We start from the raw sequence: 21,845 nt of genomic DNA on the forward strand, positions 1-21,845 counted from the left end.
CTTACTAAAGCTTATGGTATGGGTGTTTATTGATAATACTCAGTGAGCGATAAATCTGCTCTAAAAGCACAATTTTTGCAATTTCGTGGCTAAAAGTTAATGTGCTTAGACTGATTGTTTTATGCTGTTTTAATACTTCTTTTTCAAAGCCAAATGCCCCTGCAATAAAAAATTTTATAATGCCACTTTGTGTGCTATAAGATTCTATCATGCGACTAAATCCTATTGAAGTAAGCTTTTCTCCCTCTGCATCAAGTAAAACGCTTTGCTTATCAAGGTATTTAGAAAATGCCATTGTATAGCTTTGCTTTGCGATATTAAAATCTTGCTTTTGTGCTTCTTGTATGCGTTTATTAAACATATTAAAAAAGCTTAGTGTAGCACCAAAACCCTTGCAAGCCTTGCTATAATACTGCATTATATCCCCTAGCATTTCATTTTTATGAATTGTATATATATGTATTTTCATAAGGCACAAGCATTTTAATAAGATCGCTTAAAGTATGCTTCAAATCTTTACGCGATACAATCATATCTATTAGTCCATGTTCAAGCAAAAACTCTGCAGTTTGAAAGCCCTCTGGTAAATCTGTGCCAATTGTTTGCTTAATAACTCTTGCCCCTGCAAAGCCTATCATAGCACCCGGTTCTGCAATGATTATATCCCCTAAAAATGCAAATGACGCTGAAACACCCCCGAAAGTAGGGTCAGTTAGCACAGAGATATAAGGTAGTTTTGCTTCAGCAAGTTTGCCTAATGCCGCTGAAGTTTTTGCCATTTGCATGAGTGAATAGGTAGATTCTTGCATTCTAGCTCCACCACTTGTAGATACAATGATTAAGCCTTGCTTTTTGCTAATAGCACGATTGATTGCCCTTACAATCTTTTCACCCTCAACACTGCCTAAGCTACCACCCATAAATGAAAAATCAAAGATTACAATCTGTGCTTCTTTGCCATGTATAAGGGCTTCCCCTGATATAACCGCACTTTTTCTCTTTGTCTTTGCAAAGCCCTCTTCAATTCTTTTTGTATAGCTTTTTTTATCCACAAATGCAAGCGGATCGTTTGGAGCTAAATCATTGTCATATTCAATAAAAGTATCAGAATCACAAATAAGATTCAGTCTATCTTGTGCGTTGATTCTAAAATGATGGGAACATTTTGAACATACATAAGAACTCTCAATCACTTCTTTATTATACATAACCGCACCGCAGCTGGGACATTTTGTCCAGTGTTGGGCTGCATCTTTTCTATCTCTAGAATCTTCTCGTTTAAAGTTTTTAAAAAAATCTGAAAAACCCATTTTACCTTCCTTTAAATTTATCAACAATATCTAAATCTGTTGTAATTAAAATATGAGAAATCACTTCCTTGCATTCCTTTAGTGCTGGTATAGCCTTATGATAAGATTCTAAATTGCCACAAATGATTTGATTTTGAGCTAGATAGAATCCTGCCATACCATCATATTTTCTAACCTGCGTTGGCAAAAGCACAAACAAATAGCGAAAGCTAAATGCAAGACTTAGGGCAATAGCCCCAAGACTGCGGAATTTCAAACCGCTTTCTGCTAAAAAAGACGCCCATTTAGCATGCTGCATAGCCTTTTCAAATATGCCACATTCAAGCTTTTCTGTGATAACTTTTTGCGGTCTAAAGATTAGTATTTGACTAGCAAACATTGCATGTAAAAAGTTTGTATCAAATGCTGGAAGATATTGTGCAGATTCTCTAATCGCATCACACGCATTTGCTATAAAGACATCTTTTTTTGCGGTATTGCTATTTTGCAAAAGCCTTGTAAAATTACATGGTATATAGCATGAGTGCATAGAAGTTGGCTTTTTTGCAGTGCTTGCATATACAATATATTCTGGTTGCAAATCTGCAATAAAAGTCTGCAAACTAAAAATACAAGGCATTTTTGTAAGAGCTAATAAATCATCATTAAGATAGGCTATCTCACATGAGATATAATTCACCACACAAGCCTCACGCACTCTACCATTCTCATCACACAAGGCTACACTCGCACCAAAATATGGAATATTTGACTTAAAGTTACTACTGCCATCAAGCGGGTCTAGCACAATTGTGCCTTTTGCATTACTATCGCCTTTTAATAATCCGCTTTCTTCAGAATCAATATGATAATGTGGCAACAAAAACTTAGAAAATATAGATTCTGCAAGTAAATCCGCCCCACTACTACGATCGCCACCCGCACCAACGCCAAAACTCTCATGCAATATTGAATCTTGCGTATGTAAAAGGCGTATAACCTCCACACTTGCAAGCACAACTCGCATAAAAAAATCTCGTTGCAACAAAGGAAGCAAAGTATCTAGTGAGAGATTCATAACCTATTTAACCTTTTCTATATACTCACCTGTCTCTGTATTCACTCTTATTGTCTCACCCTCTAATACATGGAATGGAATCTGCACCACCGCACCTGTCTCTAAAGTCGCTGGTTTTTTACCCGCACTTGAAGTATCGCCTTTAAAATTTGGCGGAGTTTCTACTATCTTTAGCTCAACTATTTGTGGGACATTAACCGATATTGCCTTGTCATTATAAAGCAATACACTCACATTCATGCTATCTAAAAGCCATTTTGCACTATCGCCAACTTGCTCTTCACTCAAACCCACCTGCTCATAAGTTTCATTATCCATAAATTGATACAGCTCACCATCATGATAGAGATATTGCATACCTTTTTCAATAATATTTGGCGTTTCACATTTATCACCTGCATGAAAAGTTTTTTCAATTACCTTGCCATCTAAAAAACTTTTGATTTTCACACGCACAAACGCAGGACCTTTACCCGGCTTTACATGTTGATACTCTGTGATTCTATAAGGGATTCCATCGATTTCGATTTTCAAACCTTTTTTAAGATCGCCCATTTCAATTGTCATTGCTATCCTTCTATTAAAAAATATTTTGGTATTTTACTCATTTATGTATAATAAAAACATAAAAACTGCAAAATTTAGAATGAAATATATGTGCGATACATTAGCCTCTTGGAATTATTTATCGTATTTATATTTTTGCTTGACTTGTTTTTTTTGTAGAATGCCGACATGCCAGATTTGGCAGATTTTTTTATTAAGGAGTCTATTATGACAATTAGAGATGCAGCACATGCAAGAGAGTTGGCACAAAAAGCAAAAGCATTGAAGGCTACACATAATCAAGCAGATAAGGCAGAGTTTGAGAAAATTAAGACTGCACTGCTTAGTCAAGGATATGGCGCTCTTGTGCGTGAATATGGTATTGAGAGTTGGTGATATAAGACTATGCAAGATAAATAGCTCTTATTTAGCATTATAGTCTTTTAGGCGGGGAAACATGCCTGTTAGACTATAAACAACATGCTTATCATGCTAAATGGTATCTTGGTTAGTGTGATAGGAAGTTTCATAGCTTCTTAATAAGATAAAAGTAGAACTTTTCTTAGGAAAAGTTAAACGCCCTGAAAGAAAGAATCAAGGTGCGATTTATCTCGCCTTGATTCTTTTGTATCCTATGATATACTAAATACGACATACTGATGAAATTTAGAATCTAGCCACTTTAAAATCTTTTATTTCATTCATAGAATTTATGATATTCATATAATCTTAATCATAAAAAGAAGTCATATAACAGAAGAATTAAATAGTTATAATTTTATCTCTGATTTAATCTGTTAAATCATTTACTTACCAAAAGTTCTCTCTCTCTGTTTAAAATCATCAATAATTCTTTTACATTCTTTTTTAGTTAAACCCGGAAAAAGTGTTTTGCTAAAAAATATCTCTGCATACGCACATTGCCATAATAAAAAGTTTGAGATTCTTGAAGCGCTACCAACACGAAGTAATAAATCCACATCTTCGCTAATATCAAGGTTTGCACTGATATTTTCTTCTGTAATCTCTAACTTCTTATCCACCACCCTTTTAACCGCACGCACAATCTCATCTTTTGCCCCATAAGATATAGCGACATTCACACATAAGGTTTTGCAGTGTCTTGTTTGCTCTTCAAAGTCTGCAATATCTTTGCGTAAATCTTGGCTAAGTTTGTCTAGCTGTCCAATCGCTCTAAATCTCACATCATTACTTAAGAATCTCTCAAGACTTTCATCAAGATATTTTTTCAATAGCTTAAAAAGATAGTCAATCTCTTCTTGTGGTCGCTGCCAATTTTCTGTGCTAAAAGCAAAAAGTGTTAAGTGTTTAATGCCTTCTTCAATGCAGACTTCAATCACTTTTTGTATCGTATTTGCCCCGTGCAAATAGCCTATTTTCTCTAGGATTCCATTCTTTCTAGCCCATCGTCTATTGCCATCCATAACGACTGCTAAATGTCTTAATTCGTTCATCTTTTTCCTTATTTATAGAATCTTTATGCTTTAAAATTTTCGCCTAAGTAGTATTTTCTCACCAAAGGATTCTCATAAATCTCTTCAGCCTTGCCACTTGCAAATAACGCGCCACTTTTGATAACATAGGCACGATGGCATACCCCAAGCGTTTCGCGGACATTATGATCAGTGATTAATACACCAATATCCATTTCCACTAAAGTTTGTATAATCTTTTGAATGTCAAGCACAGCGATAGGATCTACACCAGCAAATGGCTCATCAAGCAAGATAAACTTAGGATTCTTAATCAAAGCCCTAGCAATCTCTACACGTCTTCTCTCGCCACCACTAAGGCTTACACCCTTTCTATCCCTGATTGTTTCAATGTTAAAAGCTTCTAGCATGACTTCAATGCGATTTTCTTGCTCTTTTTTGCTTTTAAAGGCACTTTGAGCGGCTAATAAAAGATTATCTTCTACACTTAAATCCTTAAAAATGCTAGATTCTTGCGGCAAATAGCCAATGCCTAAATGACTTCTCTCATGCAGGGGCTTTGCAGAAATATCACTATTGTCTAAAAATACCTTGCCACCACTTGGCTCAAGCAAGCCGCAAATCATATAAAAAGTCGTTGTTTTACCCGCACCATTTGGACCGAGCAATCCAACGACTTCGCCGCTATGCACTTCAAGTGTAATGCTTTCTACAATTCTTGTTTTTTTGATAGATTTACTTAGATTTTCTGCTTTTAATACACTCATATAGTTTCTTTGCTATGTATTTTTTGAAATGATACCTTATATTTCAAAAAATACTGCTTTTTTAGAATCTTTTGCTTGCTTTTTACAAAGACTTTTTAATAAAGTCTAAGCGTAAAATACAAGGGATTTAGCCGACAATAATGCCCGGTATTATATATGCAATAATCGCAGTCCATATACCGATAAACACAACAAAGCCAATGGAGTATTTAAGAGTGAATCTAAAGAGTTCAGATTCCCTACCTACAAGCCCAACTGCAGCACACGCGATAGCTATGCTTTGTGGGCTTATCATCTTACCTACGACACCGCCAACCGTATTTGCCGCCATGAAAAGCACTTCAGGCATATCAAGGGCTTTGGCAGTAACTTGTTGCAATGGACCAAAGAGTAGATTTGAGCTTGTATCACTACCGGTTAAGAATACCCCTACCCAACCAATAAAAGGTGAGAAGAATGGGAAGAGTGAGCCAGTGTGAGCTAGGGCTAATCCCATTGTAGCAGCTTGACCGCTATTTTTAGAGATGATAGCAAAGGCTAATACAAGTCCAATGGTAAGCACTGGGATAGACATTTCTTTAATAGTCTCACTTGCAGATTCTATAACTTGTGTCGCATTCGCACGAAGCACGATAATGCTAAGTAATGCAGCAAGCAAGATTGCAGTGCCCGGATTTTGGATAATAAGCCATTTCCAATCTGCCCCAAGTGCTGTTGGGTTTGCAACAATGGGGGCTTGTTGTATAATAAGCTGATCAAGACCGGGTATAGCCCACACAATATTTGTGCTAGCTAGTGCATTTCCGGGTTTAAACAAATCTGCAAAAAATGGCATTTGCCACAAGCCGATTGTAAGAACCAAAAGGATAAAAGGCATCCATGCAAGGATTATTTGCGAGAGTGGATACTGCTTTACTGCAATGCTAGATTCTGTGTTATTTTCAGCTCTTTCAATATTTGCTGGTTGCCAAAACTTTAAGAATACAGAAGTAACCCCAATTGCCGCAATAGCAGAGATAATATCAGGCAATTCTGGTCCTAAGTGATTAGAACTCCAATACTGCACACCTGCAAAAGTTACTGCTGCTACAAAAACTGCTGGAAAAGTCTCTTTCACCCCTTTAAATCCACTCATAAGAAATACAATGAAAAATGGCACAAAAAGCGTTAAAGGTGGAAGCATTCTCCCCACCATAGCCGCAATATCCCCTGCATCAAGTCCTACTGCTTTTGCAAGTGCAGTGATTGGAATCCCAACCGCCCCAAATGCAACCGGTGCAGTATTTGCGATCATACATAACCCCGCTGCATACAAAGGACGAAGCCCTAAGCCAACAAGCAACGCCGCAGTAATAGCCACAGGACCGCCAAAGCCAATAGCACCCTCTAAAAACGCACCAAAGCAAAATGCGATTAAAATAACTTGCAATCTTTGGTCTGGTGTAACAGCGATTACACTCTCTTTTAGAATCTCAAAATAGCCGGTTTTCACAGCGATTTTATACAAGAATATCGCAGCGATGATAATCCACGCAATAGGCCAAAGTCCAGTCAAAAACCCTTGCACAAAGCTCATAACCACCATATTTAAAGGCATACCATACACAGCAAAGGCAATAACCGCACTAAGCCCAACGGTAAGACTTGCTGCAAGCCAACCCTTTAACTTAAACCATACAAGACATGCCAAAAATAATAAAATAGGCAGCAACGCTACAAAACCACTTAGCCAAATATTATCAGCAACTGGCATGTAGTTTTGCGCCCATTGTCCTGCTTCAACCACTTCATTCATAACTAGTCCTTCCATCTAAAATTACAAACTTTTATGAGTATAAACAAAAAAATAAATTTTTAAATAAAAATGTTACGAAAAATCCATATAATAAACAAAAATGGAAAAAAAGTAATGTTTAAATTGTATTTTGAAATGTTGATTGCAATACTTTCACTAAATCTTGCTTAAACACTGAAAGATAAAACAACGCAAATCATTTATACAAACCGCACAAAGTATAACTATAATGCTTGGCAGTATTGTGTAGTGTATATGCAATCGATTTCAATACAAGGAAATAACATGAAATGTCCAATGTGTTTCAAAAATTCTCAATTTCAACCTGTTTTTAGTCATCACAATACTTTTGTGTCATGTGGCAGATTAGATTCAGTCGCCACAGATTGCACGAACGATGATTATGCATGTGGTAAGGCTAAGATGGATTTAGTGCAATGCTTTGAATGCGGCTTTGTCTTTAACGCAAGTTTTGATAGGGAATCTATGTGGAAAGAGTATCAAAAAAGTGGCTATATGTCGAGAAAAATTGTTTCAACTTCTATGAATACTTCTATACAGAATATTAAAAATGCCATTATATCGCATTGTGCCGCTATTAATGGTGCTACTACTATGGGGGGGGGGGGGGGGTAAATCTCATTGAGATAGCCCCCGGAAGTGGCGATTTAGCCATGGAGCTTGCAAAATATTGTGAATTTTTATACACCATTGACCCATCTCTTGTATCCCTTGAGTTTGCAAAAACTACAAATCACTTACACATACAAGATTTTTTTAATTTAGCTTCCATGCAAAAACACATTAAACACGAAATTCACTGCATTGTCTTTAGGCATTTGCTAGAACACATTGATACACCACGAGAGTTTTTAGAAGATGTGGTAAAGCTAATCGCACAAGATGGTATCATCTATGTAGAAGTGCCTAATATAAGAGAGTTTTTTGAAAATGCAAGATTCTATGAAATCTTCCATGATCACTGCGGATATTATCAACAATCTACATTGATTAATATTTTTAATGCAATGGGGTGTGAGCATATCGACACGCTTATGCTTTATAGAAATCAGCATTTAGGACTATTTTTTAAGAAGAAAGCACCACAAAATGTAAAAGACTACACACCAGCCATGCTACCTAAAAATACATATACGATAATGCAAAATGCGATACAAAAGCTTAATATCGCAATCTCGAAGTATAAACGCATAGCATTATATGGAGCTGGTGCGCATGGAAATTCTTTATTAAGTTTTCTTACTTTAGAGAATAGAGTAAAAATTGTATGCTGTTATGACCTAGATACAAGAAAACATGGCAAATATCTACAAAACTCCAAGATAGTTGTAGCAAAGCCATGCAAGGAAACTTATGAAGATATTGAGTGTATTATACTTGCCGCCCCACTCTATGAAGAAGAGATTGTGCAATATTTGCAAAAAGATGGATTTAATGGAGAGATTCTAAAAAGTCTCAATTGTCGCTAATGTAAATAGTATGTGAGGTTAGTGTTCTCTATGAATCTTTTTGTATTTTTTGAGTGATTTGCAATGCTTATGGTAAAAAAATAATCAAATCCATGCACTCGCAAATCTGTAGTTACACTTAAGTAGGCTAGGATTTAGGGTGTAAAAATAAAGTTTCTAGATTCTGTGCTGAATTTGGGTGGGCTGCAGGGTTTAGGGCGTAATTTTTAGAATCTAGATTCCCAACCACTTGGGCGGGTGCAGGGCTTTGGGGTGCAAAATGTATAGATTCTAGAATCCATGAAACATGTATAGTAAATTATTTACAATTATGATCTATCGCATTTGATACATGTGATGGCAATGGAGGTTTAAAACATGGTGTTTCTAAATTTTGCATAATGACTTCCTTTATTACCTAGCTAAGCTTAATAATGCAACATTATCACATTTAAAAAGCATTGTAAATATGTGTTAGAAAGCCATAAGATTATTATATACGAATGCCTATTTCACAAGATAGATTTTCACATTATCACGCACAAGCGTAATGCCCTCAAAGTTTTTCTCAATCATAAATGTGCCATTTAATAAACGCAAGAAAGAATCTTCAAAACGCATAACTTCTTCTGGATGACACATTTTTCTCGTGCTTGCACCTTCACTAATTGTAATTTGTTGCTTATTTGCAGAGAGAGTGTAGGGCGACATAAAGTTATTGCACCCCGCAATGCCTGCTATTTGATTGCTACTAATCTGCATAGATACACCCTCTGCTTGCTCTGGCACACGAGTAAATGCACCATCTATTTCAATAAGACTTACACGCCAATCGCCTATAAGATTCACTGCTACGCCACCTTTTTGCCCTATACTTTGTGTATTCATATGCATCATATCTCCATTTGCTAATAGTGTTATAGGCACACATAAGCCTGCTATCAACGCTGTCTTTGCCATTAGTTTTGTGCTAGTTTTCATATAATCTCCTTACTTGCAGTTTATCATTCTGCGTAAAATAAAGCCATGATTATAGCAAAAAACTAAGTATTTATTTGGTATTTAATGGGTTTTATTGAAAATAATGTGTTCTAGGATTAGTGCATATTGCTTTTTATTATTGTGTGTATAGTGTTTTAAATACTTAATGCTTAATAGCAAAAAAACACAACTTAGATTCTTACAAAATCCCAAAACACAATTAACGCAAAACTTTATGCTATAATACCCCACACTTCACAAAAAACCACAAATTAACACAAAAGGATACACATGGGATTACGAAAACTTATAAGAAAAACTTCTTGGTATAAAAACTATCAAGCAAAGAAAGAATCAAAAATGAGTGATGAAGAATACTTCATATACAGACATAAAAAAATCTTTGGCTATACACCAGACTTTAAAAATCCACAAACCTTTAATGAAAAAATCATTCATAGAATCTTATTTGATAGGAATCCAATATACACAGCCCTAGCAGATAAACTCAAAGCTAGAATCTATATAGCAACAATATTAAAAGACTTTAATGCTAACAATACACTAGACTCTAACAAAGATGCTAATACTCTAGTTTCTCATACAAATCATATAACTCATATAACTACGGGGGGGGGGGGGGCAAATATAGCCTAAATCAAAACAACACAGAATCTGGTAATAAATTCTCACAAGCAATACAGAATCTAGAAACCACACAAAACACACCACAAAATCCTATACCCAATCAAGCAACACAGAATCTAAACTCACTTCTTACTAAAGATTCCCTGCTTTTCCAACCTATTGACACACTCACACAAGAGCTCTTTAATACAAATGAATGTCAATACTTACCAAAACTCTATGGAATCTATAAAAGTGTTAATGAGATTGATTTCTCTAAACTTCCACAAAGCTTTGTATTAAAGACAAATCACGATTGTGGTGGTGTAGTCTTAGTGAAAGATAAAGACACTTTTTTAAAAGATTCTAAAACTTTTAATGAAGCTATGACTAAACTCACAACACATTTAAACACAAATTTTTATACAATGTATAGAGAATGGCATTATAAAGATATAGAGCCTAGAATCTTTGCGGAGGAGATGTTGCTTGAGACTAACGCAAATGGGGAAGCTAAAGTGCCAAGTGATTATAAAATCCACTGCTTTGATAAAACACAATGCATACAAGTGGATACCGATAGATTTGTAGAACATACGCGAAGTGTTTTTGATGAGAATTGGAATCTTATGCCTTTCTCTCTTTGCTATCCACAATCAACAATGCCACCTAGTAAGCCACTCAATTTTATGGTAATGCTTACGATAGCTACAAGACTTTCTATGCCATTTGCGATGCTAAGAGTTGATTTGTATAACATTCAAGGCAAAATCATAGTTGGGGAGCTTACCTTTACACACGGCGGGGGAACAGAGAAATTCACCCCGAACGAATGGGATAAAAAACTCGGGGGTTTGTGGAAACTTTCATAAAATAGTTTTCTTAATGATGAGAGTTTTGTTTAGGTTAGATTTGGATTATTACGATAAGTTTAAGTTTTCTTTTAAAATGTAAAAGAGAGTATAAGAGTAAGTTTAAAAAATTTGAAAGTAACCCATTCATGCCATGCAAACAAAAACATATTACAAGCAAACTTGTGTTATAATTTTTGTATATGATTCTTAAGTTTTTATGTTTATTTTTTCAAATTCATTTTAGATTGTTTGAGAATTTCTATACCATAGAAATCATAAATGGAATTTTTATAATCTGAAAAGACTTAAGGGGGTATTCCTTGATTAAGTATGTAGGGATTCTAAAATATCACACAACAAAGTGAGTTTTACTCACAATAACTAAGCGATATTAATGCACTCAATATAACAAAGTAATAAAGATTCTATTGTATAATTTTGCAAAAAAAGACAGAATCTTAAAGGATATATATGCCAAACCCCACACAACAAACCCAAAAAATTGCACCAAAACGCACCGATATTCACACGATTTTACTCATTGGTTCAGGTCCCATTGTCATTGGTCAGGCTTGTGAGTTTGACTATTCAGGCACACAGGCGGTAAAGACGCTAAAATCTTTAGGCTATCGTGTCGTGCTTATAAACTCAAATCCAGCGACTATTATGACGGACCCCGACTTTGCGGATCGCACTTATATTGAGCCTATTACTGAAGAGATTATTGCGGATATTATCAAAAGAGAGAGCGTTGATGCGATTTTGCCGACTATGGGCGGACAGACAGCCCTTAATGTCGCAATGAGTATGTATGAAAAAGGAATGTTAGAAGGCATAGAGTTTTTAGGTGCAAAGCCTAGTGCGATTAAAAAAGGTGAAGACAGACAGGCTTTTAAAGAGGCTATGCTAAAGATTGGTATGGACTTGCCAAAATCTCGCTATGCCTACACGGAGGAAGAAGCCCTAGAAGCGGCAAAAGAGATAGGATTCCCACTTATTATTCGGGCTAGTTTCACTCTTGCAGGTGGGGGCAGTGGCGTGGCATATAATATTGATGAGTTTAAAGCGGTGGCAAAAAATGGCTTAGAAACAAGCCCCATTAATGAAATTTTGATTGAAGAGTCCCTGCTTGGCTGGAAAGAATATGAAATGGAGGTCATACGCGATAAATTTGATAATTGTATCATCGTGTGTAGTATTGAGAATCTTGATCCTATGGGCGTGCATACAGGCGATTCTATCACGATCGCACCAGCTTTAACACTCACGGATAAAGAGTATCAAAGAATGCGTGATGCAAGTTTTAAAATCTTGCGAGAAATCGGCGTAGATACAGGCGGTAGCAATGTGCAGTTTGCTATAAATCCAAAAAATGGCAGAATGACGGTGATTGAGATGAATCCGCGTGTATCGCGTAGCTCTGCCCTTGCAAGTAAAGCAACAGGCTATCCTATCGCAAAAGTGGCTACAATGCTAGCAGTGGGCTTTAGCCTAGATGAGATAAAAAATGACATTACAGGTACGCCGGCGAGTTTTGAGCCTAGCATTGATTATATTGTTACAAAAATACCCAGATTCACATTTGAGAAGTTTCCACAGGCAGATTCCACACTCACAACAAGTATGAAGTCTATTGGCGAAGTAATGGCGATTGGCGGGAGCTTTAAAGAGAGTTTGCAAAAGGCGTTATGTAGCCTTGAGACAGGCATCTTTGGGCTAAATCAAATCTGTAATGATTTAGAAACTATCAAAAAAGAGATTAGACGACCAAATGCAAATAGGCTGCTTTATATCGCTGAAGGCTTTGGGCTTGGAATGAGTATTGAGGAAATGCACGAGCTATGCAAGATTGACAAGTGGTTTTTACACGAGATAAAAGAGATTGTAGATTCTGAATCTAGTATTACTTCGCAGATTCTAAGCGATGAATCTCTTATGCGGCGGATAAAAAGCTATGGCTTTAGCGATAAGATGATAGCCCATTGGCTAAAGCATAATGATGGAATGGAGATAAGTGAGAGTGAAGTGTATCAGGCTAGAATTGGGCTTGGTGTGGAGTGTGTGTATAATGAGGTGGATACTTGTGCGGCGGAGTTTCCAAGTCTTACGCCTTACCTTTACTCAACAATTGGCAACTTTATGAGTGTTGGCAATTCGGCTTTGGGTAATCATAGCGGCGATTTTGTGGATTTTAGGGGAACCGCAGACTCTATGTCTAGCTCCCCCCTAAAATCCACAAAAAGCTCCACTAGCAACACCGCAAATCCTAGAATTGCGGATTCTGTAAATACAGAATGCCAAGATTCTAGTGATATGGATTCTAGCAACACAGAAAATTCTAGTATCGCGAGTGAAGTTCGTGGGTTATCAAAGAATTGTGCGGAGACTAGCCTAAAGGGCTGTCGCACAAGCAATTCTGCAGATTCCCGCGAAATTCACCACGAGACGAATTTTCCCAAGGTTATGATAATTGGTGGTGGTCCTAACCGCATCGGTCAAGGCATAGAATTTGACTACTGCTGCGTTCATTCAAGCTTTGCCCTAAATGATCTAGGTATAAAAAGCATAATGTATAATTGCAACCCAGAAACGGTAAGCACAGATTATGACACAAGCGATGTGCTTTACTTTGAGCCAATTGATTTTGAACGCGTAAGAGCTGTGATTGAGAGAGAAAAGCCAGATGGCATAATCGTGCATTTTGGCGGACAAACACCCTTAAAACTTGCAAATTCCCTAACAAAAATCAATGCCAAAATCATCGGCACAAGTGCAAAGGTCATCGACACCGCAGAAGATAGAGAAAAATTTGCAAGTTTTGTAAATAATCTAGGGCTAAAGCAACCACAAAATGGCATAGCTTATGAAAAAGAACAAGCTTATAGTGTGGCTAATAAAATCGGCTTTCCAGTGCTTGTTAGACCCAGCTATGTGCTTGGCGGGCGGGCTATGCGGATAGTGTATGATGATGATGAGCTAAAGCAGTATATGGACGAGGTGATTGCCGTGAGTGATAGCTCTCCCGTGCTGATTGATAAGTTTTTGGAATACGCCATTGAGCTTGATGTGGATTGTATTAGCGATGGGGAGAGTGTGTATATCGGCGGGATAATGGAGCATATTGAAGAAGCGGGGATTCATAGTGGGGATAGTGCGAGTTCCTTGCCTACGATAAATATTAGAGAATCTATGCTAAAAGAGATAGAGCAAAGCACGGCTAAAATTGCTTTGAAACTCGGTGTAGTGGGGCTTATGAATGTGCAGTATGCAATCTATAATAATGAGTTATATTTGATTGAAGTAAATCCGCGCGCTAGTCGCACCGTGCCTTTTGTAAGCAAGGCTACCGGACTGCCTTTAGCTAAAATTGCTACAAGGGTTATGTGGAATCATAGTGTAAAAAAAGCAGAATCTAAAGATTCTATATTAGAAGAGGCATTGAGATTTTATGATAAATATAATATGGTTGAAGAAGTAGGCTATGTTGATATGGAATCTCTAAATAGTAATTCTAAAACAAATAAAATATTCACACATAAGCCATTAAAACATTTCAGCGTTAAAGAATCGGTTTTTCCTTTCAATAAATTGCCGGGAGCTGATTTACTACTAGGACCAGAGATGAAAAGCACAGGGGAGGTTATGGGGATAGGCAAAAGCTTTGCATTCGCATTTGATAAAAGTCAAAGTGCATGTAGGAATCCACTGCCAAAAAAGGGAAAAATCTTTATTTCACTAAGAAATAGCGATAAAAAACACGCCGCAGGACTAGCAAAAACCCTGCAAGAAATCGGCTTTGAGATTGTAGCCACACTTGGCACACATAAGATTCTAAGCGAGGCGGGTATAGAGGCTAAGGCGGTGCTAAAAGTGAGTGAGGGCAGACCGCATATTAACGACATGATAGCAAACCATGAAATCGACATGGTAATTAACACAAGCAGTAATAAAGCCCAGCCGGATGCAAGGCTTATTAGAGAAGCCGTTTTGCGTGCTAATATCCCATATTTTACAACCATTTCAGGTGCAAAGAGTGCCGCTATTGCTATGCAGGCAAATAGCAATGATAATGAAAATACAAGAGTTAGCACTAAAGCATTGCAAGATTATCTCAATGAGTAGTTGAAAATAATTTAAACAATAAAAGAAAGGATAAGTCATGTTTGATAATTTTCCAAAGATAAGAGAGGCACTACCACAAGCCTACCAAGAGATTTATGAGCAATTTTATAAAAGCAATCGAGAGGGCGAAGGGGTAGCAAGTGGCTTAGCCCAAAAGCTAGAGCGTTGGCTACATTACAAAGTAGCCAATGACACACAAGGCATTAGCGGACATAAAACCCTAGAAATAGGTGCAGGAACGCTTAATCAAATATCCTATGAAAACGATTTCACACATTATGATATTATAGAGCCATTTGAAGCCCTTTATAAAGATTCCCCAAAACTCCAACATATCAATGCCATATATAAAGATATTGCAGAAGTAGCACAAAGCAGTGATATTAACGGGGGGGGGGGGGGTAAATACAAATGCCGATAAAATAAGTGCATTTGCCAAATCCCACATAGAATCCCCTACTTCCCTTGAATCCACGCAATCCATTAAATCCCAAATCCAAAGCCCATTTTATGACAGAATCATCTCTTGTGCGGTTTTAGAACATATTGCAAACTTGCCTGAAGTAGTAGCACACTCGTGCTTGTTACTGAAAGATGATGGCGTGTTTTCCGCTGCTATCCCAAGCCAAGCTAGATTCCTATGGACTATGGCTTATAAACTCTCAACCGGCATAGAATTTAGACTTAAATACAAGCTAGATTATGATGTCATTATGAATTATGAGCATATCAACACGCAAAAAGAGATTGTTGAAATATGCGATTATTTCTTTGATTCTGTGAAAAAGTCGCTTTTTGGCGTGTGTGATGAGCTTTCAATCTACACACACCTTTCTTGCAGAAAGCCAAATAGACAGAGGGCAAAGGATTATCTTGCCTTGCTTAAGTCGTAAGCTATTTTTAGGATCTCTAGACGCTGTAATTTTGATATTGCGTATAAATGTCTGCAACCTATACGACAATATTATTTTCCCCAGCTATATAGATTTTCATCGATACAGCCTTACGCGCGTAGCTAAAATAAGAAATAAAAGCACGCAGTTGCTTATGTATCTCAAAGAAGTGTATTCTATCTTTTTTTGCTACAATACTGCTGTTTTTTACTGAATTTTCAAAGATTCTATAAAGCAATCTATATCAAGTGGCATAAACTTTAGATATTTCTGTTTAGTTTTCTCGTATTCTTGGCGTGTGAAATGGAAATAATAGTTTTGTGTATCCTCTGCAACAATACTTGCACCAAACTTTTGATGAAATGCAACTACGCGTTCATTTTCTTTTCTCACATCAAAATGACTTTGTGTGAAACCAAGTCCATAAAATGCAAACTCATAAACACAACAAACAGATTCTATTGCAGCATAAAAAGGTGCATTTTCAATAGTGATAAAACTCCCCCAACAAAAAGAATCCTCTAAAAAATCATAAAGACGCACCAAGCCAAGTGGCACACACTCTTCTATCACAAAATAATATTCCTTGCCTAAAGATTCACGCTTTTTGTAATCTACAATCCATTCCCTTTGCTTTTCAATCTCGCTATCAATAGGGTGCAAAAACCTTGCTTTATGTTGATTAGAACGCAACGATAAAATAAATTCCGCATCAAAAACCTCCACCAAACGCAAAGTAATCTTGCGACCTTTTATCACCGCCATCATCGCACAACCCCTAAAAGCAATCGTTGCGATAAAAAGCATTGACACAATAGGGTAGTCAAACATTTTGCTAAAAGATTCCAAATAGCTACAAGGTATTCACCCCCCCCCCCCCATAAGTATCTTTATAGGCAAGAATCTTAAATCCATCAACACCAGAAATTATAAAATACTCATTACTATCAATTAAAACATTGCTTCCTATAAACTCTTGTGTTAAAACAGATTCCATAATCCTTACACCACAAATACTAGGCAGTTGATATTCTCTAAAGATAAAAGCACGCAGTTGATTATGTATCTCAAAGCTTGTTTTTTTGAGATTTATTACAATATTATTAAAATCAATCTCTTTTCTAGAAAAATAGCTCCCACCCATATAGCTTTGCTTTTTTACAGAATAAGTGCCATTTAATAAATGAAAAAGATTCTGTTTAAAGAGCAAAAACGCGTATTTGTTATAGCTATCATACAGCATTCTAGCACTATCTTGAAGCCCGATAGCAAAAGTCATTTGATCGACAATATCACCCGTATCAACACCAGAATCTATTTTATGCAGCGTAACTCCAGCCTCACTTTCCCCATATAAAAGCGGCATTATGGAAGTATAAGCACCTTTATATTTTGGAAGATTGGAGAAATGGATATTAAAAAGATTCTTACTTGCAAACTTTTCTATATCAATAAGCTTATCAAACTCTAATGAAATAAATAATAAATCACTCATTGCATATATGTCCTGCAATGTTACAACCTTAAGATTCTCATCTTTAGCACATTTTAAAAGCGAATATTGCCAAGTATCATACCCACAATCACTTGCATTCGGTAAAATGAAAATATCCTGCCTGCAAATACCAATGTGTAATAAATACCTTAGCGCCCACACTGCAATATTATTCTTTCCAGCTATACAGATTTTCATCGATACAGCCTTATATGTGTAGCTAAAATGAGAGAGTGAAGCACAGAATCTAAAAGGATAGAAAAAGCAGTAAAATAGGGATTAGTTACCCCCCCCCCCCCGTATAGCAACTTTATTACCTATTACTTTAGCATTATCACAAACATCTTTTGTTACAATAGCGCCTGCTCCAATAAGCGCATTTTCACCGATAGTAATCCCGGGTAAAATCACAGCACCCGCTCCAATAGAAGCCCCTTTTTTAATCGTTGTCTTTAAAAACTCGCTAGGATATTGCTTTGATTTTGGATATTTATCATTAGTAAAACTCACATTAGGACCGATAAATACATTATCCTCAATCCTTAGTCCATCCCACACCTGCACCCCACATTTTATCGTTACATTATTGCCGATTACAACATCATTTTCAATGAAGCAGTGAGAGCAAATATTACAATTCTCCCCTATAATCGCATTGGGTAACACCACGCAAAACTGCCAGATTCTAGTCCCTTTGCCAATATTTTGGCTTTGCACATCAGAGAGTGGGTGTATCACGCCGCCCCCTTTGTAATGGGGTTTAAAGCAAAGTTTGTAATAGGTTTGCTAGAGTAGTATTTGAATCTTTTGTATTGAGTATGCCAAGATATAACGCTTTTAGTTGCAAAACACTTAAGGGTTATTACCCCCCCCCCCCGTTAATATTCAGCTCATAAAAACTATGCACGATAGTCCTTGCACCAAACCCCTCTTTTTGTGCGATAAGTCCTTCGTTTAAGAATAAACCATTATTCTCTGTGGAGATTCCAAAGTCAAAGTATTGTTTTGTTGTAGCATATTTATCTATCAATGTTTTTATAAGTAAGTCTAGCGCACCCACTGCCCTGCCCTTTTCACTTGTTGCTAAATATTGTGTATGCACGAGATTTGGATAGATAAAAAGCAAAGTAGCTGCTAGAATCTCATTATTTTGTTTTGCAAAGTAGAGAGTAATATTTTCTTTAAATCTATTGTGAAGTAATTCTAACTCTTTGGCTGAATGCACGGCTTGTGTATTATGCTTTGTTTGCAAGACTTCATTTAATAGCGTGATAAAAGCGGGGAAGTTGGTGGAAGATTCTATTTGCACTTCATTTTTTAATGCCTTTTTTACACCCCTTTTTCTTAACTCACTGAATCTAATGGGATTTTGTAAATAAATCGTAGCGGAACAATCTATCCGCATTATCTTAGCTCCACTTCTAAACAACGCATACAAATCTTCCTCAGCTGATACCTTATGGTATATATGCGGTATGCTTTTATAAATCAAGCGATTAGATTTAATTTCTCGCATATACTCTTGCAATTTGCAAAAACACTCAAGCATTTTTTGCTGTCGCATAGAATAATCAACAATAAATCCACCAAAAGTTAGCCCTTGATGAGAATATAATACGCAATCTTTGATATTTAAAGGTAAAAGGGCGATAAGCTTAGAATCTTCATAAAACATTAATGAATGATCCATAAATCTATCAGCGTGATAGTCCATATAATTTCTATCAAACATAAAGATTCCATTTTTAGAATCTCTGTTAAAGGCATTCCATGTGTTTGCATACTCATTTGTGTAAGGCAAGATTCTAATCATAGAATCCCCCTTTTGTTTTTGCAATATTTAACCGCAAAAATACCAAACAACAAAGAGTAAAAGTATAGAAAAATGTGGTAACAAAAAAGTAGCGAAAATAGAGGTAACTTACCCCCCCCCCCCATAGTAGTCATGGCATTTGCAGTTATAGTCGCCAAAGCACTAAGCTCATAAAAACTATGCACGATAGTCCTTGCACCAAACCCCTCTTTTTGTGCGATAAGTCCTTCGTTTAAGAATAAACCATTATTCTCTGTGGAGATTCCAAAGTCAAAGTATTGTTTTGTTGTAGCATATTTATCTATCAATGTTTTTATAAGTAAGTCTAGCGCACCCACTGCCCTGCCCTTTTCACTTGTTGCTAAATATTGTGTATGCACGAGATTTGGATAGATAAAAAGCAGGGTAGCTGCTAGAATCTCATTATTTTGTTTTGCGATATAGAGAGTAATATTTTCTTTAAATCTGTTATGAAGTAATTCTAACTCTTTGGCTGAATGCACAGCTTGTGTATTATGCTTTGTTTGCAAGACTTCATTTAATAGCGTGATAAAAGCGGGGAAGTTGGTGGAAGATTCTATAACCACACCTTCACGCTTTGCCCTAGAAATCTGTGCTTTTCTACCCTTTGGCATTGAAAGTAAATGTGCTAAATTAATGCTTGAAGAGCAATCTGTGCGGCAGGGCTTTGCCCCAAAGAGAGACAACGCATATATATCCTCTTGTGCGGGGTATTTGTGATAAATATAGGGGATTGCTTTATAAATCATCTTTTGTGCCTTAATCTCTCGCATATACTCTAATAACGCCTTGAAACACTCAAGCATTTTGTATTGCTTCATTATGGAATTAGTGATAAATCCACCAAAAGTTAGCCCCTGATGAGAATATAATACACAATCTTTGATATTTAAAGGTAAAAGGGCAATAAGCTTAGAATCTTCATAAAACATTAATGAATGATCTATAAATCTATCGGCGTGATAGTCCATATAATTTCTATCAAACATAAAGATTCCATTTTTAGAATCTTTATTAAAAGCATTCCAATCAGCACAATGCTTCATCTCGTATCGACAGATTCTCATATATCCACCTTGCCTATACTTGCCTTACATGCACTCACTTTGCAATTTAGAAATATTTCCGCACCAAACTCTGGTAGATATTCAGTCATTTTATCTAGTCCTAATAACAGATTCTCATCAATGATTCCATTTTGCATACACTCTTGCATTTTCTTGTGATTAAAGGGTTTAATAAAATATGAGCCTTTATCCATAATGCTTACCCCCCCCCCCCATTAGTTTTATTTACAAAGTCTATAAGACTTGCAAGGGAAAAAGTTGTGTGTTGCTGGAGATTTTTAGCAGTATGTGTTAAACCGCCAAGTGCTGGGATAAGCCCACTTTGATACGCCCACAATAAATGGAATGAATACGCATTAGGCACATTAATATGAAGTAAAGTATCGCTATCACACAAGCTAAATATATCTTTTAAAAAAGATTCTGGATTTATCACTTCGTGTAAAAGAGAGCTAAGGATAATGAAATCAAATTTTTGTGTTTTTAACTCTATAAGTTTAGATTCTACAAAGTCATTTACCACTTGAATATTTTTAGCACCCTTAGAATCTTTTTGTGCTTTCTCTGCAAAGACTTTGGAAGGCTCAACAATACAAAACGATTCAAAATTTTTATAATGATTTACTATAGAATCACTACCACAACCTATCTCTAGTATATGTTTCGCATTATAAGATTCTAAAAACTCTAAAACTTTCTTACGGCGAAAAGACACCATAATGCTTTCAAAGTCATAAGAACTCGCTAGATAATCTTGCGTATATTTATCTATATCTCGTTGCATTTTTACCCTTTGACTGCTTTTATTCTTATGAAACATTTCATGCACTCACTTTGCAATTTAGAAATATTTCTGCACCAAACTCTGGTAGATATTCAGTCATTTTATCTAGTCCTAATAACAGATTCTCATCAATGATTCCATTTTGCATACACTCTTGCATTTTCTTGTGATTAAAGGGTTTAATAAAATATGAGCCTTTATCTACAATGCTTGCTTGCTTGTCAACCTTAATAACAAAATCTACAAGGGTGGAAAGAGAAAAAGCCGTATGTCTTTGAAACTCTCTCGCTTCTTTCGTAATATCCCCAATTGTCTCAATAAGCCCACTTTGATACGCCCACAATAAATGGAATGAATACGCATTAGGCACATTAATATGAAGTAAAGTATCGCTATCACACAAGCTAAATATATCTTTTAAAAAAGATTCTGGATTTATCACTTCGTGTAAAAGAGAGCTAAGGATAATGAAATCAAATTTTTGTGTTTTTAACTCTATAAGTTTAGATTCTACAAAGTCATTTACCACTTGAATATTTTTAGCACCCTTAGAATCTTTTTGTGCTTTCTCTGCAAAGACTTTGGAAGGCTCAACAATACAAAAAGTTTCAAAATCTTTATAATAATTCATTATAGAATCATTGCCACAACCTATCTCTAGTATATGTTTCGCATTATAAGATTCTAAAAACTCTAAGACTTTTTTACGGCGAAAAGACACCATAATGCTTTCAAAGTCATAAGAACTCGCTAGATAATCTTGCGTATATTTATCTATATCTCGTTGCAT

The 21,845-nt window shown here is 36.2% G+C and carries 24 protein-coding genes; 8 read left to right on the forward strand and 16 right to left on the reverse strand.

The genetic code is table 11. The annotated features are described in order from the left end of the window. Window positions 1-4 precede the first annotated feature (4 nt). Genes XJ32_RS00380 through efp form a run of 4 tightly spaced genes read right to left on the reverse strand, consistent with a single transcriptional unit; the run spans window position 5 to window position 2,934 of the window. Window positions 5-418 (reverse strand): 23S rRNA (pseudouridine(1915)-N(3))-methyltransferase RlmH, encoded by a 414-nt coding sequence (locus XJ32_RS00380; protein WP_254422397.1) that lies wholly within the window; start codon window positions 416-418, stop codon window positions 5-7. 22 nt (window positions 419-440) lie between these two features. Continuing rightward, window positions 441-1,310, reverse strand: a complete 870-nt coding sequence (gene accD / locus XJ32_RS00385; protein ID WP_004088908.1) for an acetyl-CoA carboxylase, carboxyltransferase subunit beta — start codon at window positions 1,308-1,310, stop codon at window positions 441-443. A 1-nt stretch (window position 1,311) separates the two neighbouring features. Beyond that, complete coding sequence (locus XJ32_RS00390; protein WP_005218279.1) at window positions 1,312-2,367, reverse strand: FIG domain-containing protein; 1,056 nt, start codon at window positions 2,365-2,367, stop codon at window positions 1,312-1,314. Window positions 2,368-2,370: 3 nt separating this feature from the next. Then, window positions 2,371-2,934 carry an elongation factor P gene (gene efp, locus XJ32_RS00395; protein ID WP_004088911.1) on the reverse strand — a complete coding sequence of 188 codons (564 nt, stop codon included), beginning with the start codon at window positions 2,932-2,934 and terminating at the stop codon, window positions 2,371-2,373. A gap of 207 nt (window positions 2,935-3,141) precedes the next feature. Between efp and XJ32_RS11595 the strand changes: the two genes are divergently transcribed. After that, window positions 3,142-3,309 carry a hypothetical protein gene (locus XJ32_RS11595; RefSeq protein WP_004086655.1) on the forward strand — a complete coding sequence of 56 codons (168 nt, stop codon included), beginning with the start codon at window positions 3,142-3,144 and terminating at the stop codon, window positions 3,307-3,309. A 410-nt stretch (window positions 3,310-3,719) separates the two neighbouring features. Here XJ32_RS11595 and uppS read toward each other — a convergent pair whose 3' ends face one another. From uppS to XJ32_RS00410, 3 genes are all read right to left on the reverse strand, one after another. Further along, window positions 3,720-4,388 (reverse strand): polyprenyl diphosphate synthase, encoded by a 669-nt coding sequence (gene uppS / locus XJ32_RS00400; protein WP_004086656.1) that lies wholly within the window; start codon window positions 4,386-4,388, stop codon window positions 3,720-3,722. A 23-nt stretch (window positions 4,389-4,411) separates the two neighbouring features. Then, entirely contained in the window at window positions 4,412-5,134 is a 723-nt protein-coding gene (gene lptB / locus XJ32_RS00405; protein ID WP_005218076.1) for an LPS export ABC transporter ATP-binding protein, read from the reverse strand. Between the two features lie 127 nt (window positions 5,135-5,261). Continuing rightward, window positions 5,262-6,929, reverse strand: a complete 1,668-nt coding sequence (locus tag XJ32_RS00410; protein ID WP_077387961.1) for a lactate permease LctP family transporter — start codon at window positions 6,927-6,929, stop codon at window positions 5,262-5,264. Between the two features lie 285 nt (window positions 6,930-7,214). On the opposite strand from XJ32_RS00410, the gene XJ32_RS00415 reads away from it, so the two are divergent. Together XJ32_RS00415 and XJ32_RS00420 are read left to right on the forward strand one after the other, a co-directional pair. Next, the gene (locus tag XJ32_RS00415; protein WP_077387962.1) at window positions 7,215-7,565 is read left to right on the forward strand and encodes a hypothetical protein; all 351 of its coding nucleotides are present in this window, start codon (window positions 7,215-7,217) and stop codon (window positions 7,563-7,565) included. A gap of 38 nt (window positions 7,566-7,603) precedes the next feature. Further along, a complete protein-coding gene (locus XJ32_RS00420) occupies window positions 7,604-8,419 on the forward strand; it encodes a methyltransferase domain-containing protein (RefSeq protein ID WP_077387963.1) in 816 nt (271 codons plus the stop codon). A 486-nt stretch (window positions 8,420-8,905) separates the two neighbouring features. On the opposite strand, the gene XJ32_RS00425 is transcribed toward XJ32_RS00420, so the two are convergent. Beyond that, window positions 8,906-9,379 (reverse strand): META domain-containing protein, encoded by a 474-nt coding sequence (locus XJ32_RS00425; protein ID WP_005218022.1) that lies wholly within the window; start codon window positions 9,377-9,379, stop codon window positions 8,906-8,908. Between the two features lie 291 nt (window positions 9,380-9,670). Between XJ32_RS00425 and XJ32_RS00430 the strand changes: the two genes are divergently transcribed. The 5 genes from XJ32_RS00430 to XJ32_RS12515 all read left to right on the forward strand — a co-directional run bounded on the left by XJ32_RS00430 (window position 9,671) and on the right by XJ32_RS12515 (window position 15,875). Continuing rightward, window positions 9,671-10,036, forward strand: coding sequence for a hypothetical protein (locus XJ32_RS00430; protein WP_077387964.1), 366 nt, complete (start codon window positions 9,671-9,673; stop codon window positions 10,034-10,036). 236 nt (window positions 10,037-10,272) lie between these two features. Continuing rightward, on the forward strand, window positions 10,273-10,878 hold the full coding sequence (locus XJ32_RS00435) for an ATP-grasp fold amidoligase family protein (RefSeq protein ID WP_254422543.1): 606 nt from the start codon (window positions 10,273-10,275) through the stop codon (window positions 10,876-10,878). 453 nt (window positions 10,879-11,331) lie between these two features. Then, complete coding sequence (gene carB / locus XJ32_RS00440) at window positions 11,332-14,982, forward strand: carbamoyl-phosphate synthase large subunit (RefSeq protein WP_077387966.1); 3,651 nt, start codon at window positions 11,332-11,334, stop codon at window positions 14,980-14,982. A 37-nt stretch (window positions 14,983-15,019) separates the two neighbouring features. Further along, window positions 15,020-15,403 carry a hypothetical protein gene (locus tag XJ32_RS12130; RefSeq protein ID WP_167619973.1) on the forward strand — a complete coding sequence of 128 codons (384 nt, stop codon included), beginning with the start codon at window positions 15,020-15,022 and terminating at the stop codon, window positions 15,401-15,403. Continuing rightward, on the forward strand, window positions 15,360-15,875 hold the full coding sequence (locus XJ32_RS12515; protein ID WP_254422398.1) for a class I SAM-dependent methyltransferase: 516 nt from the start codon (window positions 15,360-15,362) through the stop codon (window positions 15,873-15,875). The genes XJ32_RS12130 and XJ32_RS12515 overlap by 44 nt, the downstream gene beginning before the upstream one ends. A gap of 207 nt (window positions 15,876-16,082) precedes the next feature. Here XJ32_RS12515 and XJ32_RS00450 read toward each other — a convergent pair whose 3' ends face one another. The 8 genes from XJ32_RS00450 to XJ32_RS00480 all read right to left on the reverse strand — a co-directional run bounded on the left by XJ32_RS00450 (window position 16,083) and on the right by XJ32_RS00480 (window position 21,845). Beyond that, the gene (locus tag XJ32_RS00450; RefSeq protein ID WP_367635282.1) at window positions 16,083-16,706 is read right to left on the reverse strand and encodes a GNAT family N-acetyltransferase; all 624 of its coding nucleotides are present in this window, start codon (window positions 16,704-16,706) and stop codon (window positions 16,083-16,085) included. A 22-nt stretch (window positions 16,707-16,728) separates the two neighbouring features. Further along, window positions 16,729-17,568, reverse strand: a complete 840-nt coding sequence (locus XJ32_RS00455) for a formyltransferase family protein (RefSeq protein WP_077387967.1) — start codon at window positions 17,566-17,568, stop codon at window positions 16,729-16,731. An 81-nt stretch (window positions 17,569-17,649) separates the two neighbouring features. After that, complete coding sequence (locus XJ32_RS00460) at window positions 17,650-18,108, reverse strand: acyltransferase (RefSeq protein ID WP_077387968.1); 459 nt, start codon at window positions 18,106-18,108, stop codon at window positions 17,650-17,652. Window positions 18,109-18,232: 124 nt separating this feature from the next. After that, window positions 18,233-19,183, reverse strand: a complete 951-nt coding sequence (locus tag XJ32_RS00465; RefSeq protein ID WP_077387969.1) for a GNAT family N-acetyltransferase — start codon at window positions 19,181-19,183, stop codon at window positions 18,233-18,235. Further along, window positions 19,180-20,271, reverse strand: a complete 1,092-nt coding sequence (locus tag XJ32_RS00470) for a GNAT family N-acetyltransferase (RefSeq protein ID WP_077387970.1) — start codon at window positions 20,269-20,271, stop codon at window positions 19,180-19,182. The genes XJ32_RS00465 and XJ32_RS00470 overlap by 4 nt, the downstream gene beginning before the upstream one ends. Further along, complete coding sequence (locus XJ32_RS12520) at window positions 20,268-20,465, reverse strand: hypothetical protein (RefSeq protein ID WP_237022133.1); 198 nt, start codon at window positions 20,463-20,465, stop codon at window positions 20,268-20,270. Before XJ32_RS12520 ends, XJ32_RS00470 begins: the two co-directional genes overlap by 4 nt. A 5-nt stretch (window positions 20,466-20,470) precedes the next feature. Continuing rightward, window positions 20,471-21,055 carry a class I SAM-dependent methyltransferase gene (locus tag XJ32_RS00475; protein ID WP_254422399.1) on the reverse strand — a complete coding sequence of 195 codons (585 nt, stop codon included), beginning with the start codon at window positions 21,053-21,055 and terminating at the stop codon, window positions 20,471-20,473. Between the two features lie 37 nt (window positions 21,056-21,092). Continuing rightward, window positions 21,093-21,845: a class I SAM-dependent methyltransferase gene (locus XJ32_RS00480; RefSeq protein WP_020995906.1), complete on the reverse strand. Its 753-nt coding sequence runs from the start codon at window positions 21,843-21,845 to the stop codon at window positions 21,093-21,095.

Origin of the sequence: Helicobacter bilis, assembly GCF_001999985.1 — a bacterium.
In the GTDB taxonomy this organism is placed as follows: Bacteria; Campylobacterota; Campylobacteria; order Campylobacterales; family Helicobacteraceae; genus Helicobacter_A; species Helicobacter_A rappini.